The following is a 14,558-nucleotide window of genomic DNA, read 5'->3' as shown; positions in this document are numbered from 1 at the left end:
CCCTTGTCCTAGTTCATTAATTTTTTTCCTGCACTTCTTTTTGTACTTGATCCCGCAGAGTCATTTTTAAAAATTTTCCAACTGATGTCTTGGGTATTTCATCAAGGAAGAGAATGTCATCTGGAATCCACCATTTAGCAAACTGCGGTTTTAGAAATTCTATTAATTCTTCCTTTGTTGTTTTCCCTTTATAAGCATCCTTGACTACAACGCAAGCAATTGGCCGTTCCTGCCAGCGTTCATGTGGAACGGCTACAACTGCCGCTTCAAAAACGGCATTGTGTGCCATTAAGGCATTTTCTAGATCGACAGAGGAAATCCACTCGCCGCCACTTTTAATTAAGTCCTTTGTACGGTCTACAATTTTCACAAACCCTTCTTCATCAATGGTTACCACATCTCCGGTATGGAGCCAGCCATCTTGAAAGGCATCCTGTGTCCGCTCATCCTTATAATATTCAGAGGCGATCCATGGGCCGCGAATACATAATTCACCCATTTCTTTGCCATCCCAGGCAACTTCACCATCTTTCCCCACGATCTTTATATCAAGACCTGGGACAATGACCCCTTGTTTTGCACGTAATTCAAGTCTTTCTTCCAAATCCAGTTCTTCTTGATAGCTTTTTAGTGTTGAAATAACAACGAGTGGACTCGTCTCAGTCATCCCATAGGCATGCATAAAGGGAATTTTATGACGTTGTTCATATGCTTTAATCATTCCTTTTGGTGCCGCCGATCCCCCGCATAAGACTCCCCTCAAACTGCTCAAGTCATATGAACCCTCATCCAGTTCTTTTAACAAGCCAAGCCATATGGTTGGAACCCCAGCTGTAATAGTTACCTGTTCCTGCTCGATTAGCTCTGCAATCAATTTGGGCGTAAAATATGGACCAGGTAACACTAAAGATGTGCCAAACCAGACTGCAGAAAACGGCATTCCCCACGCATTTGCATGGAACATTGGTACAACTGGGAGAGCGATGTCTTTTTCACTCATCGCAGCACTGTCAGCAAGCCCAAGTGCCATACTATGAAGCACAATCCCACGGTGTGAATAAACCACACCCTTTGGGTTCCCAGTAGTAGCAGATGTATAGCACATTCCTGCAGGATCATTTTCTTCAATATTTTCTGGATATTTATATTCTGGATTGGCATCTGCTAAAAGTTTCTCATAATGATAAACAGGAGTGAGCGTTGTTTCAGGCAATTCTTTTTCGTCGGTCATAATGATAAAGGCCTTAACCGTTTTTAATTCTGCAGCACAGCTTTCTAGTAATGGCAGGATATCTGAATCAACGAGGAGAACTTGATCTTCTGCATGATTAATAATGAAGGATATATGTTGTGGTGATAAGCGGATGTTAATCGTATGGAGTATTGCGCCCATACAGGGAATCGCAAAATAGGCTTCAAGATGACGATGATGATTCCAGGCTAAGGTTCCTACCCTTTCACCTTTTAAAACTCCTAATTTAGTCAGGCTGTCAGCTAATCTCCTCGTCCTTTCGGCAATTTGCTTGTATGTAAATCGATGGATGCCGCTTGCTGTTCTGGAAACAACCTGTTTTTTTGGAAAATACTTTTCTGCCCTTTCAATCATTTGTGTCATGGTTAAAGGTGTTTGCATCATAACTAATCATCCCCTCCAATAATAAAAGCGCTTTAATTTTTTCTTAGCATTGCACGGTCAATCTCCGTAAATATTCGACATTCAGAATGATTATTCCTTTATTACGAACTCTAAAAAGAAAAAATTCCCCTACTCACATTTTAGTAGGAGAATTAACTGGTATAGGTCGTTTATATCTGTAAAAATCACTTTTCTATGATTTTCATCTTTTTCAGGAACTCAATCGGCTGTTGTTTTCGAAAGTGTTCCTTTACCATATAGGCCACACCATGCTCATTTTCTGACCTTGTTACCCAATCTGATGCCTTTTTCACTTTGAAGTCGGCATTCCACATTGAAACCCCTAGACCAACTGCTTCAATTAAAGGAATATCATCCAGGCCATCACCAATATATACCATTTCACTTCTGCGAATACCAAGTTGATTCCCTAAATAAGACAATCCGGTTAGCTTTGAAACACCTGCTGGAACAATATCCAACCTTAGGGAATCTAACTCAATCACATCAATCTCATTAAACATTTTACTTAGCGCGTTTTTTGCATCATTTAGGTCAGTCACATCTTCAAAATACACTTCCATTTTGGGTGGTGCCACTGCTTGTTCATGCAAATATTCACTAAGGGATGACACAAATTGTTGAGAATAGAAAACGGGGTCTCCTGAAGTGAAAACAGTTTTTGCTAATAATTGATTATTTAACTTTAACTTATTTGCTAATGAAAATTGTTCATGGACTAGGCGGATTTGGCAAGGTAAAGCTTCTAAAAAACGGACTGTATCATAGGTAATGTCCTCATTGATCCTCTTAACATACATAGTTTTTTCTTCTGGACTAGCAATAAAAGCGCCTTGATGTGTGATCAAGGGTGATTTTATTTTTAACGCCTTTGCCACCTTTCGGGCGGAAGGGTAACTACGCGAGGTTACTAACGTTACATATATTCCTTTTTGCTGAACGTAATCAATTGCTTCTTTTGTAGACTTATGAATTTTCCCATTGGATTGGAGAAGCGTTCCATCAATATTTAACGCAAGCAAGCGATAAATCATTATGTTGCCCCCTGTTCTTGGTGAAATTACCTTTATATCACTTTTATGATTTTTCACTCATTTATAGAACAGTCCTAGCAAAAGAGCTGACAATCTGAGAAAAGAAAAAGAGGACATCCCAAACAACGTTTCAGACCGCACTAACTCAAGAAATCGCTGAACATTTCTTAACAGACGATTCTAAATTGATCATTAAATGTCGGTTTGAACCTGTTGGGACATCCTCAAAGTAAACAGCTTACATTTTTCCGTATAAATCTTCCAATGGTTTCATTATGACCTTGTTTAGTTCACCAATAACCATGCTCATCCGCTGCTCTGCTTCCATGAGGTGCGAAATTTTTTGATTTTGCTGAACAAGTCCCACCGTTGCTTGGGCCTGCTGAACTTCTTGTTCAGAAATATCTTGCCCCATCATTTGTTTTTGCTGTAGATTCATTTGCATGTGCCGAAATTGATCAAACATTTGTTTTGCTTGGGGATCAGCATTTACTTCTTTATAGGCCTGCTGTAATTGTATATACTCTGCGCTTTGACGGATAGCTGTTTCTAACGCATATGCGGAATCATATAAATTAACTGCCATTTTAAGTCCACTCCTTTTTATAAACATTTCCTAATCACTATAACAAACTATTCAATTAAATGCGAGAATGTTAAAATCACCATTCCATACGGTTTTACATACATTATCTATATCCACTAATGCCTATTAGTAATGAAGAAGTGCCATTGGAAAAGGAGCTGAACATTTCTCAAAGATTATAGTAAATGAGGAGTGATTATGTCATTTTCATTAATATCGATTACGGTAGTTCCTAGAGAAATAACCAATCAAGATGATTGCCATATCCAAATGTCCAATCATTTATATAACCATCTTCAATTGGAAAAGAATCGGGATTTAACTATCTTGATAGGAAAAAAAACGATCACCTCTAAAGTCCAAACAGCGCAATTGTCTAGTAACGAAATTCATCTGCCTGAAATGTTACTAAAAACATTTTGCCTGCCAATTCAAACCTATACATTTCATGCCTTATTTCATCCTGAAACTCATACGTTGAAGCTTGGACCTATAATTGGATTACTAACTGATTTCCCTGAACTTACCAATCAAGAACCTCACTTTCGTTCGATCCATTTATTTTGTGAGGAGCTGCATCAAGGAATAACTGAGTATGGCGGTTTTTTTTATGTATTTTCTTATAAGCAATTTTTAAACCAAGGATATTACTTGGAAAAGGATAAATGGGTGTCTGCCCCCCTTCCTGCACCGGACGTCATTTATAACAGAATTCATTCTAGAATCCTTGAACATAAGAAGGAGTATAAGCAATTTCGCCAAGAAGTGGAACAGTTAATGATTCCCTTTTTCAATGAGCGCTTTCTCTCTAAATGGGAAGTGTATGAACACTTAATTAATGAAAACAAACTTTCTTTGTTTATTCCTTCGACAAACCTATATTCGAAAGAACATCTTTACGACTTTATTCAAAAATATGACACTATTTTCCTTAAACCAATTCATGGGAGTCAAGGCAGAAACATTATTAAAATAAGGAAGGTTACGGAACAAGAATACTCGTTCCAAACCTCATTAACGAATGCCGCCGATTATAGTGAAAAAAAATATTCCTTAGAAGAACTTTATCAACTAATTAAACCGTTTGTCCATAAGCGTATTTATATTATCCAGCAAGGTATTGCATTAATGTCTCATCAATCATGTGCCATGGATTTCAGAGTTCTCTGTCATAAGGATCAATATAATCACTGGACAGTCACCTCAACAGTGGCCAGGATTTCAGCAGAACGGGAGTTTGTCTCAAATCTAGCAAGAGGGGGAACGATGGCTAGGCCCTTAAATGCTTTACGCTCTACGATGAGTCATAAAGAAGCTTTAGAAGTATTGAGTCAGATAAAGGAATTGGCACTTGCTGCAGCCACAGTTATTAGTCAGCAATCAGGAGGTTTAACTGGAGAACTTGGGATTGACATTGGCATTGATCAAGCAGGAAAACCTTGGTTAATCGAAGTCAATTCAAAGCCGTCAAAAAATTACGAGGATGGTTTAGGAAAAATTAGACCCTCCGCCAAAGCAATCATTCAATTAAGTACAAAGCTTGCTTTTGAATAAGGAAAGTGGAAGCGCCCTGGTCAGCGGCGTATGGCCTCCTCGGAAAAGCTAACGCTTTCCCTTCGTGCGATGCCAATGCTGCCGAAGCCTTCCTTATGGAGCGCTCCAACTGAGATAAAGGAAACACGAAGAGCCGGAGGCGAATCGATGTTGACTTATCGTAGGGCGGAGAGCGAAGGACACTAGCCGCTAGGGCGCTGGAGCTAGACAATTCTCAAAAATTTTTATATTTTCTTATCTCATAAGAAAAGCGCTGGAGCTGGACAATTCTCAAAGCCAAAACTTATAAATGCTTTTAGAATAAGAAGAATATGGAGGTCTTATCATTGATAACCTTTGGAATTATGACCTTAACAATGGAAAGTGAAAAATCCTATATTAACGAAATCGCACAACGTGCTGAATCATGTGAAATGGAAGTTTTTAGGTTTATACCATCCGATATCAATCCACATTCTCTTTTAGTTAAAGGGAAAATGTTTGATTCCCAAGGGAAGATGTGGTTAGAAAAAGAATTACCAATCCCAAGCATTGTTTATGACCGATGTTTTTACGGAGAGGACGAACATTCCAAACAATGTCTCCCCATCGTATCCTGGCTAAAAAGCAGAAGAGATATCACCTTCTTAGGCTATGGTTTACCTAATAAACTAGAATTATATCGTTCCATAAAAAATACTACTTTATCTTCCTATTTACCCGCTACACAAGCCGCTACTGAACCAAATCAAGTTTTAAGCGAATTAAACTTAAGGAATAAAATTATTTTAAAACCGATTAACGGTTCACAAGGACATGGAATTTATTACTTAAAGAAGAACGAGAGATCCTTTCATGTGAAAACAGAAAAACAAAAAAAGATCATTTCGCGAATTTTCCCAAATGAGGGCAAACTCGTTCATTGGCTTCAAACATTATTCAAAACGCGTGATTATCTGTTACAGCCCTATTTAGAGCTATCCAATCAAGAACAGCAGCCCTTTGATATACGGATACTTCTACAGAAAAATGAGCTGGGTGTTTGGAGTGAACAAGGTAGAGGAATTCGAGTTGGAAGTACCGGCGGAATCCTATCCAACCTAAGTGCAGGTGGAACTGTCATTCCCTTTTCTGAGTGGCTTTCCTCCCTTCAACCTGCCAAAGGGGAGTTTATTCGCCAAGAATTACATTTTATACTATCCAAGCTTCCTGCCATTCTCGAAAAGGAATTTATGCGACTTTTCGAAATCGGTATTGATGTTGGTATCGCCAAAAACGGCTCCATTTGGATTCTTGATATTAATTCAAAGCCGGGACGAAAGGTTATTTTACAAACTCAGCCCGAATTACAGGAAATCCTTTACATCCAACCGCTCCTATATGGAAAATACCTTTCTCAGACGGACCAACATGAAAGGAAAAGCTATTATGAGAAAACATTACCTTATTGAAGTTGTTCAAAATGACCAATTAGTGGTATTTTGTCCTCCTGCCATTATTCAAGATAAACAGCTAAAAAAAATTGCGTTTGGCTCAAAGTCATTGGAGGTAAATTTCCTCCCTCACCCTGACCAAAACGATCGCATTGTTATTAGTAAAAAAATTCAAGAGGCTATTCAGTTTCCACAATTCAAACTATCCCTCCATGCCTTTTTAGAAAATAATATTCTTTACATTGGTCCTTTGGTTGGTATCTTCACGGCCGGGTTTACGTCTTTCCCCCAGCAGCCGGTAGGCGAAAGGACATTATTTTTTTCAAAACTTCTTTCTGTTAGTAAAACGGTTGGAGCTCTACCGTTTGTTTTTGGGGAGCAGCACATTGATTGGAAACAAGGAACGATTGAAGGGTACTTTTTTCATGAAAATGCTTGGCAAACGGTTGAAGTACCATTCCCAAATGTGATTTACGATCGACTGCCCAATCGAAAAAGTGAAGAAAATCCAAAGTTAATAAAGGTAAGAGACCGACTACAAAAGGAATATCTCATTCCTTGGTATAATCCCGGATTTTTCAATAAATTAGATATTTACGAAAGACTCCAACACGAGACATCGGTTACAAATTACCTTCCTGAGACCTATCCGTTCACATCCTTCTCCGCCATTGAAACGATGCTCTCCAATTATGGTCATATTTTTATTAAGCCAAAAAACGGAAGCCTCGGACATGGGGTTCATCAAGTAATCTATGATAAACACGCAGACCATTATTATTGCAGGTATCAAGATGAATCAGGAGTTAACCGATTGCGTAAATATTCAAGCTTGGAGCGCTTGTTCAAATCGGTATTTGCGAATCAAGCACTGGAAAGAATGTTGGTACAGCAAGGCATACACTTGCTTAGAATCGAACAGCGCACAGTGGATTTCCGAGTCCATACAAATAAAGATGACTTTGGAAAATGGCATGTAACGGCGATTGCTGCAAAAGTTGCCGGTCATGGAAGTGTAACAACGCATGCACGAAGCGGGGGAGATATTAAAACAATCGCTGAAATTTTTTCTCAGGAAGAATGTGAAAGGTATACGAAGAAACTAATAAATGCTGCGCTCCTGCTAAGTACAGCACTGGATAAGAATATGGAAGGAATTATTGGGGAAATTGGTTTTGATTTAGGCCTTGATCGAAATGGGGAAGTTTGGCTTTTTGAAGCGAATTCCAAACCAGGCAGGTCTATCTTCAGTCATCCGGAATTAAAGGAATTTGATTTATTAACACGGAAATTATCAATTGCGTTTGCTGTCTTCCTTACAGAGCAATCCTTATTACACCCAGAGGAATTATTTAAATGAAACACATTCAATCACGTCCTCTAATTGGGATTATAACGGCACGAAAATCAAATGGTACGATTGCGGGTAACGGTCCGCTTTTTATAGAAATACAAAAGAAGCTTATTTCACTAGATGGAATAAGCTTTGTCTTTACTCCTGAAGAAGCAGATTCAGATCATATTACAGGCTATACTTTTTCACTGAATCAAGGCAAGTGGATAAAGAAGCGATTTCGCTACCCTGACCTGGTTTATAATCGGATTCCGTTTCGAAAAGCCGAAGAAAACGAACAATACCAACGTTTTTTTTCCAATTTAACAGAAAAAAGCATACCCTTTTTTAACCCTTGTTTCATCGATAAATACGAACTTTATACACTTCTGAAAAATCATCATATTCTTCAACACTATTTGCCGAAAACAATCCTAGCTCAAGATAAACAGAAATTATATTCCTTTTTAAAAGAATGTAAAACCATATATTTAAAACCAAGGCAATCTTCAAAAGGGAAAGGAATAGTCCGCTTAAGGATGAACGAACCGTCACTCATTCAACTCGAAGGAATAAACAGTCATGAAAGCTATGATTCCTTTACTCATTTTTGGGACAAATGGAATATGGAATTGCTTGAGAAAAACTATTTAGCACAGGAGGAAATTCAATCTGAAGAATTTGATGGATACAGGTTTGACTTTCGAATCCTAGCCCATGCTACTGAGGATGATTATATTCTTACAGGAGTCGGGATTCGTCAATCCCAGACTCAGGACATCACAACCCATATTCCTTCTGGAGGAAGGTTTCTCCCCTATGAACTGCTGCAAAATGCCGAGCACGATCAATTTATTAAAGTGATTATCCCTCCTATTGGTAAGGCTCTATCAGAGACGTTTGGTTATTTTGGTGAATTTTCTATTGATGCTGGAGTTAGCAAATCAGGCCAATATTATATTTACGAAGTAAATTCTAAGCCCATGAGTTTTGATGAAACTGAGATTGAAGATAGAAAAATTGAGCATCTTTGTCATTTATTTCTTCAGCTCATTCATAAGCAACAATAGTATGCTTTATCATGTTTAGGAAAAACAGTAAAAGGTATGAAAACCCGTCCTTTCCGCACACTAAATTTGAAACCAGCTACTTCTAATACGAGGGATGGTGCGCGCTGAGGCTGGAACATAATCATCATTTCAACGCAAATTATAATTGGCAGCAGGAAAGGATTGAAGGACATGGAAAATGAAAAAGAAAAGCTAACGAATGAAGGCTCTGCTTATGAAGGCAGAGAAAAAGCCTTTATGGATATTGACAGGATGATTAATGAGGGGCTGTCTGGTGGTACCGTACATGCACGTTATAATTCGACAAATATTGAAGAGGCTCGCGACCTTACGGAAGAACAACCACCACTTGAGCGCGATTAATCCATAAGTTTTACATCAACTGGCTGGCCTAAGAAAAGAGGCTTAGCCTTTTTCTTTTTATCCATTCCATTTCTACTGATATAATACAAATTATAAAAAGAAAATTTTTGATAATGGGGAAATGGACATGCTAAAAAAACTTTTAACCATATATCCGAATGCTATTTTGTTTTCCAACCAGCCGGCCAGTCCCTCAGAGCAAGTTTATTACTTTTGGAGCGAAGCTGATAATGAATGGATTGGCATTCCAAAAACAGAAGTTAGTAAGAAAGAATTAATTCTTCTTAAAACAATCTATAAATTTGTTGACTTTCAAACATCTAGTTACTCTCCTATCACAAAAGAATGGTATGATTTTTTGTTTTTAAATAGCCCTCTCCCCTCTCACCATTCCAGGAGTTATTTAAGATTTATCCAGTTCCATATTAACGGCGATGATGTAAATCAAACGGAAATCGAGTCAGCCTTAAAAGGATTTTTTACTGAAGAAGTCTTAATTTTATGGGAAAATGGGAGTCAGGGCGTTGTAATAGAAGAAAAGAGACAAATTTCACTTTCCGAAGAGGAATTAATCTCGATGACAGAAACATTAGAAAGCGACTTTTATGTGAAAGTTTCCTTTTTCATCGGAAAAGTTACTCTTTTTTCTGACCAGCTGCGGGTAAAGTTTCTTCAAGAAAAAGAATACTTTACATTTGCGATAAAGAAACTAGGCATTCCTAATATTTTTACATTTGAACGGGTTTTCCCCGCCTATTTAGCGTATTTTTTGCCAATAGAATTAAAAAATAAAGCCAGCCAAGAGATTGCTGAAGTATTTTATGAGGATCCTGACTTGTTTTCGACCATAAAGGTTTTTCTAGAAAACAACTTAAATGCAAGTATGACGGCAAAAAAATTATATATCCACCGAAACACGCTTCAATATCGGATTGACAAATTTACGGAGAAAACAGGTATTGGGTTAAAGGACTTTCATGGTGCTTTTACTGTCTTTTTGGCCTGTCTTCTTTTTGAACATCATGAGAAAGAGTAACAAAGTGCCCAAAAAAGCGTTTTCATTTTTTGTGCAACCTGTCCATATTGATTTTCCTCCTCTCCATGTAAACTTAACTTACCAAGATTATTAAGGAGGAAGTTTCCATGGCAGAATTAAAATTAGATCATATCTATAAAATTTATGATAATAAAGTAACAGCAGTTCAAGATTTCAATTTACACATCCAAGATAAGGAATTCATTGTGTTTGTTGGACCATCAGGCTGCGGTAAATCGACAACACTCCGGATGATTGCTGGCCTTGAAGATATCTCAAAAGGTGATTTTTTCATTGATGGAAAAAGAGTAAATGATGTGGCACCAAAAGATCGCGATATTGCAATGGTTTTCCAAAACTATGCTCTATATCCTCACATGACGGTCTATGATAACATGGCATTTGGATTAAAACTTCGCAAATTTCCAAAAGACGAAATTGACCGTCGTGTAAGAGATGCAGCAAAAATTCTTGGCTTAGAAGCATACTTAACTCGTAAACCGAAAGCCCTTTCCGGTGGACAACGTCAACGTGTTGCTTTAGGTCGTGCGATTGTGCGTGATGCAAAGGTATTCTTAATGGATGAACCATTGTCAAACCTTGATGCAAAGCTGCGTGTCCAAATGCGTGCCGAGATTGCAAAGCTTCACCGTCGCTTAGATACTACAACTATCTATGTAACGCACGACCAAACCGAAGCTATGACAATGGCTTCCCGTTTAGTGGTTATGAAAGACGGTATTATCCAACAAGTTGGTACACCAAAAGAAGTTTATGAAAAACCAGAGAATGTATTTGTTGGCGGCTTTATCGGATCTCCTGCAATGAACTTCTTTACTGGAAAATTAGAAGAGGGAAAATTTGTAATTGGAGCAACTTCCATTGTTATTCCAGAAGGAAAAATGAAATATCTTCGTGATCAAGGCTATGTTGGAAAATCAATTATTCTTGGTACTCGTCCAGAAGACATTCATGATGAACCAGTTTTCATCGATGCCTCTGCAGGAACAAAAATTAATGCAAAAGTAGATGTTGCCGAATTAACTGGTGCTGAGTTAATGATTTATTCTTCCATTGGCGAACAGGATTTCGTTGCACGGGTTGATTCACGTGGAGATATCCATCCTGGAGATACAATCGAAATGGCAATTGATATGAATAAAGCACACTTTTTTGATATCGAGAGTGAATCAAGAATTCACCCTCTAAGTGAAAAGTAATAATCTTCAATAAGTGGATGCCTAAACAAAAGGTCAGACTCTCCCACCCAAATGTGAGGTCTGACCTTTTGAGATATCCACTTATTCTTTTATAAAAATGACCTCATCTTTGTGACAGGCAGGACATTGGTATAAATGCGGACACGTATGGCCAGAAGCTGTGTCAGGATAGCCATCCTCCATTTTCATTAAATCAATTTCCATATAGGCGCTGTAGTCATCAAAAAAATCAAGCAACCTTCCACTTTCCAACATAGGTTCCCCACAATTTGTACACATTAAGTATACTTCCCTAAAACCATTACAGACTGGGCATACTGACATCTATTTCACCCTTTTGTTTAATTGATAATCTTAGTTTGTGTTAACTTACACTCGCTATGTAGTGGAATAAATTACTAATTAATTTTTGAATATAACCTCTAAAATTAATCATAATAAAGATTACAAAGCACCAATACACCAACGGATGAAACACACAAGTCAGGTTTTATCCAAACAAAGGAATCATCTCCAATCTATAATAACTTATCAAACAACATTGATAATATGGGTTAGGCCATGGTGGCAATATTATGGTTCAATTCCATACTGACCCCAAACTTATTAAGAGGAGTGTTATTCAACTATGGCAAGTAACAACAACTCTAATCAACTTTTAGTACCAGGCGTCGAGCAAGCACTTAGTCAAATGAAGTATGAAATCGCTCAAGAATTTGGTGTAAATCTTGGTGCAGATACTACTTCACGTGCTAACGGATCTGTCGGAGGCGAAATTACAAAACGCCTTGTACAAATGGCTGAATCTCAACTTGGCGGATACCAACGCTAATCTTTAACAAACCTTTATTGAACAATTTAATAATATGGCTAAGCCCCCTCCTTTTGGAGGGGGCTTTCACTGATTACAATTGTTAAACCATTTTTTCAGGCTTGATCCATTCAGTAAATTGCTTTTCTGTCACATATCCTGTTTTAAGGGCAGCTTCTTTCAAAGTACTATTTTCCTTAAAAGCAAGCTTCGCTATTTGTGCTGCTTTCTCATAGCCAATATGAGGGTTGAGAGCTGTAACCAACATCAATGAGCGTTCCACATTAGCTTTGATAACTTCTTCATTGGCCTTGATTCCGATTGCACAGTTTTCATTAAAGGAACGGATGCAATCTGTAAGAAGGCTGACAGATTGAATGAAATTGTAGATAATAACTGGTTTAAATACATTTAACTCAAAATTGCCTTGACTGGCTGCAAAACCAATCGTAGCGTCATTCCCAAAGATCTGACAGGCTACCATTGTTAGTGCTTCGCTTTGGGTTGGGTTCACTTTTCCAGGCATAATGGAACTTCCTGGCTCATTTGCTGGTATACTAATCTCTCCAATACCACTACGGGGTCCGCTTGCCAGCCAGCGGACGTCATTGGCAATTTTCATTAAATCAGCCGCTAGGGCTTTTAATGATCCATGTACATGAACAATTTCATCATGGCTTGTTAAAGCATGAAATTTATTTGCAGAAGACCTAAAGGGATAACCTGTTTGGCCAGTAAGCTTTTGTGCAATCATGTCCCCAAATTGTGGATCAGCATTAATCCCTGTTCCGACTGCAGTTCCTCCGATTGCTAAATCAAGCAGATATTGGCTGGAATCTGTAATCATCCGATTATTTTTCTCGAGCATAGACCTCCATCCGCTTATTTCCTGACCAAGGGTCAATGGGGTTGCATCCTGTAAATGAGTTCTCCCTATTTTGACGATGGTTGAAAAGGCTGCTTCTTTTTCTTGCAGGGTGTTTTTTAGTTCTAAAAGGGCTGGAAGCAAACTTTCGGTTATTTTTATATAAGCGGCAATATGCATCGCGGTCGGAAAAGTATCATTGGAGCTTTGTGACATGTTAACATCATCATTAGGATGAATTTTTTCCGTATCCCCTTGTTCCTTTATCCACTCGTTTGCTCGATTGGCAATTACCTCATTAACATTCATGTTTGATTGGGTCCCGCTGCCCGTTTGCCAGACTACTAACGGAAAATGGTCATTTACGTCGCCGTTGAGTATGTCATCACACACTTTTTTTATTGCCTCCATTTTTATCTCACTAAGCTTCCCTAATTGAAAATTAACGATTGCAGCGGTCTTTTTTATTCTAGCTAAGCCATAAATGAGCTCCAATGGCATCTTCTCATTCCCAATCTTAAAATTTTCTTTACTCCGCTGTGTCTGTGCACCCCAATACTTATCAGCGGCCACCCGTACTTCACCTAGCGTATCCTTTTCGATTCTATATTCCACCATTCTCAATCCACCTCACAATTTCGAACTACTTCAATATATATATATCCATTTATACCCACTTTCATTAATCTCAACTCTATTTATAAAGCGCAAAAAAAAACTGCAGACATTTGTCTGCAGCCTATGATTTAATGAGCGTATACCCGATAAAGTAAGAAAGGATTAAAAAACTGCCAATTGCTAATACAACTGAATAGTCTGACATATCTATACCACCCCAATGATAATTTTAAAACTTAAACATGTTAAAATTATCACAGAATCTCGGGGTTGCATGTGATAAAAATTACACTTTGGTGACTAAGGAGAAGATTTTCCATGAATATTTGCCTGTTAGGGGCAACAGGAAGAGTAGGTTCGGTTATTCTTGAAAATGCCATTTCACATCAATTTTCCGTCCAAGCTGTAGTGAGGGATTCAACAAAATGTAACATGGTGGCTGCAGGTCTTACCGTGATAGAAGGGAATGTCCTTCATGAAGCGATTATTCGTCAATCAATTAAGGGCACAGATGCCGTTATTAGTGCGTTAAATACAGATGGACAAGCAACCCTTTCAGATTCCATTCCTTTTATCATTAAGCATATGAAAGAAAATGGCTTGAAGCGGATTATTACCATCGGAACAGCTGGAATCCTTCAAGCACGGACTTCCCCCCGTTTATACCGTTTTCAATCATCAGAGTCCAGACGAAAGAGTACAAAGGATGCTGAAGAACATTTAAAGGCGTATTTATTATTAAAGGAATCAGGGCTTGATTGGACCGTCGTTTGCCCCACTTATTTGCCTATAGGTGAAAGAATTGGACAGTATCGATACGAAAAGGATATTCTCCCTCACAATCCTTCATCCATCTCCGTATACGATACCGGCGATTTCGCCTTTCAACAACTTTTTACAAATGAATTTGTTGGTGCGCGCGTCGGCCTTACCTATTAATCCTCAACAATGGAAAAGAGGATGTCCACAAAGGGTCTGACCCTTTGTTTGAGACATCCT

14 protein-coding genes are annotated in these 14,558 nt (G+C 38.3%); 9 read left to right on the top strand and 5 right to left on the bottom strand.

All coding sequences use genetic code 11. The features are described from left to right. Positions 1-16: 16 nt before the first annotated feature. From AC3ANL_RS06695 to AC3ANL_RS06685, 3 genes are all read right to left on the bottom strand, one after another. Entirely contained in the window at positions 17-1,636 is a 1,620-nt protein-coding gene (locus tag AC3ANL_RS06695; protein ID WP_488328459.1) for a long-chain fatty acid--CoA ligase, read from the bottom strand. Positions 1,637-1,821: 185 nt separating this feature from the next. Then, positions 1,822-2,691, bottom strand: coding sequence for a Cof-type HAD-IIB family hydrolase (locus AC3ANL_RS06690; protein WP_488328458.1), 870 nt, complete (start codon positions 2,689-2,691; stop codon positions 1,822-1,824). A 238-nt stretch (positions 2,692-2,929) separates the two neighbouring features. Next, positions 2,930-3,277, bottom strand: a complete 348-nt coding sequence (locus AC3ANL_RS06685) for a YlbF/YmcA family competence regulator (RefSeq protein ID WP_488328457.1) — start codon at positions 3,275-3,277, stop codon at positions 2,930-2,932. A 198-nt stretch (positions 3,278-3,475) separates the two neighbouring features. Between AC3ANL_RS06685 and AC3ANL_RS06680 the strand changes: the two genes are divergently transcribed. The 7 genes from AC3ANL_RS06680 (at position 3,476) to AC3ANL_RS06650 (ending at position 11,265) form a co-directional block, all read left to right on the top strand. Beyond that, a complete protein-coding gene (locus tag AC3ANL_RS06680) occupies positions 3,476-4,831 on the top strand; it encodes a YheC/YheD family endospore coat-associated protein (protein WP_488328456.1) in 1,356 nt (451 codons plus the stop codon). Between the two features lie 326 nt (positions 4,832-5,157). Beyond that, entirely contained in the window at positions 5,158-6,261 is a 1,104-nt protein-coding gene (locus tag AC3ANL_RS06675; RefSeq protein ID WP_488328455.1) for a YheC/YheD family endospore coat-associated protein, read from the top strand. Beyond that, positions 6,239-7,603: a YheC/YheD family endospore coat-associated protein gene (locus tag AC3ANL_RS06670; protein ID WP_488328454.1), complete on the top strand. Its 1,365-nt coding sequence runs from the start codon at positions 6,239-6,241 to the stop codon at positions 7,601-7,603. Before AC3ANL_RS06675 ends, AC3ANL_RS06670 begins: the two co-directional genes overlap by 23 nt. After that, entirely contained in the window at positions 7,600-8,646 is a 1,047-nt protein-coding gene (locus tag AC3ANL_RS06665; protein ID WP_488328453.1) for a YheC/YheD family endospore coat-associated protein, read from the top strand. The genes AC3ANL_RS06670 and AC3ANL_RS06665 overlap by 4 nt, the downstream gene beginning before the upstream one ends. A 171-nt stretch (positions 8,647-8,817) precedes the next feature. Beyond that, complete coding sequence (locus AC3ANL_RS06660) at positions 8,818-9,009, top strand: hypothetical protein (protein WP_488329673.1); 192 nt, start codon at positions 8,818-8,820, stop codon at positions 9,007-9,009. Positions 9,010-9,136: 127 nt separating this feature from the next. Beyond that, complete coding sequence (locus AC3ANL_RS06655) at positions 9,137-10,045, top strand: PucR family transcriptional regulator (protein WP_488328452.1); 909 nt, start codon at positions 9,137-9,139, stop codon at positions 10,043-10,045. Between the two features lie 107 nt (positions 10,046-10,152). Next, entirely contained in the window at positions 10,153-11,265 is a 1,113-nt protein-coding gene (locus tag AC3ANL_RS06650; protein WP_488328451.1) for an ABC transporter ATP-binding protein, read from the top strand. Positions 11,266-11,346: 81 nt separating this feature from the next. Here AC3ANL_RS06650 and AC3ANL_RS06645 read toward each other — a convergent pair whose 3' ends face one another. After that, positions 11,347-11,589 carry a hypothetical protein gene (locus tag AC3ANL_RS06645; RefSeq protein ID WP_488328450.1) on the bottom strand — a complete coding sequence of 81 codons (243 nt, stop codon included), beginning with the start codon at positions 11,587-11,589 and terminating at the stop codon, positions 11,347-11,349. Positions 11,590-11,893: 304 nt separating this feature from the next. Between AC3ANL_RS06645 and AC3ANL_RS06640 the strand changes: the two genes are divergently transcribed. Further along, positions 11,894-12,097 carry an alpha/beta-type small acid-soluble spore protein gene (locus AC3ANL_RS06640; protein ID WP_488328449.1) on the top strand — a complete coding sequence of 68 codons (204 nt, stop codon included), beginning with the start codon at positions 11,894-11,896 and terminating at the stop codon, positions 12,095-12,097. 82 nt (positions 12,098-12,179) lie between these two features. Here the strand turns inward: AC3ANL_RS06640 and fumC are convergent, their stop codons facing one another. Then, positions 12,180-13,556, bottom strand: a complete 1,377-nt coding sequence (gene fumC / locus AC3ANL_RS06635; protein ID WP_488329672.1) for a class II fumarate hydratase — start codon at positions 13,554-13,556, stop codon at positions 12,180-12,182. A 321-nt stretch (positions 13,557-13,877) separates the two neighbouring features. Here fumC and AC3ANL_RS06630 point away from each other — a divergent pair, with 321 nt between their 5' ends. Continuing rightward, positions 13,878-14,498, top strand: coding sequence for an NAD(P)-dependent oxidoreductase (locus tag AC3ANL_RS06630; protein ID WP_488328448.1), 621 nt, complete (start codon positions 13,878-13,880; stop codon positions 14,496-14,498). Positions 14,499-14,558 lie beyond the last annotated feature (60 nt).

Source organism: Neobacillus sp. DHD-1R, assembly GCF_057747995.1.
This window is presented reverse-complemented; position numbering and strand designations above follow the sequence as displayed.

What these genes read in the sequence shown, in the direction of transcription:
- AC3ANL_RS06680 (WP_488328456.1), top strand. Translation starts at nt 3,476, where the DNA reads ATGTCATTTTCATTAATATCGATTACGGTAGTTCCTAGAGAAATAACC.
- AC3ANL_RS06645 (WP_488328450.1), bottom strand. Translation starts at nt 11,589, where the DNA reads ATGTCAGTATGCCCAGTCTGTAATGGTTTTAGGGAAGTATACTTAATG.
- AC3ANL_RS06630 (WP_488328448.1), top strand. Translation starts at nt 13,878, where the DNA reads ATGAATATTTGCCTGTTAGGGGCAACAGGAAGAGTAGGTTCGGTTATT.
- AC3ANL_RS06640 (WP_488328449.1), top strand. Translation starts at nt 11,894, where the DNA reads ATGGCAAGTAACAACAACTCTAATCAACTTTTAGTACCAGGCGTCGAG.
- AC3ANL_RS06660 (WP_488329673.1), top strand. Translation starts at nt 8,818, where the DNA reads ATGGAAAATGAAAAAGAAAAGCTAACGAATGAAGGCTCTGCTTATGAA.
- AC3ANL_RS06670 (WP_488328454.1), top strand. Translation starts at nt 6,239, where the DNA reads ATGAGAAAACATTACCTTATTGAAGTTGTTCAAAATGACCAATTAGTG.
- AC3ANL_RS06685 (WP_488328457.1), bottom strand. Translation starts at nt 3,277, where the DNA reads ATGGCAGTTAATTTATATGATTCCGCATATGCGTTAGAAACAGCTATC.
- AC3ANL_RS06695 (WP_488328459.1), bottom strand. Translation starts at nt 1,636, where the DNA reads ATGATGCAAACACCTTTAACCATGACACAAATGATTGAAAGGGCAGAA.
- AC3ANL_RS06665 (WP_488328453.1), top strand. Translation starts at nt 7,600, where the DNA reads ATGAAACACATTCAATCACGTCCTCTAATTGGGATTATAACGGCACGA.
- AC3ANL_RS06650 (WP_488328451.1), top strand. Translation starts at nt 10,153, where the DNA reads ATGGCAGAATTAAAATTAGATCATATCTATAAAATTTATGATAATAAA.
- AC3ANL_RS06655 (WP_488328452.1), top strand. Translation starts at nt 9,137, where the DNA reads ATGCTAAAAAAACTTTTAACCATATATCCGAATGCTATTTTGTTTTCC.
- AC3ANL_RS06690 (WP_488328458.1), bottom strand. Translation starts at nt 2,691, where the DNA reads ATGATTTATCGCTTGCTTGCGTTAAATATTGATGGAACGCTTCTCCAA.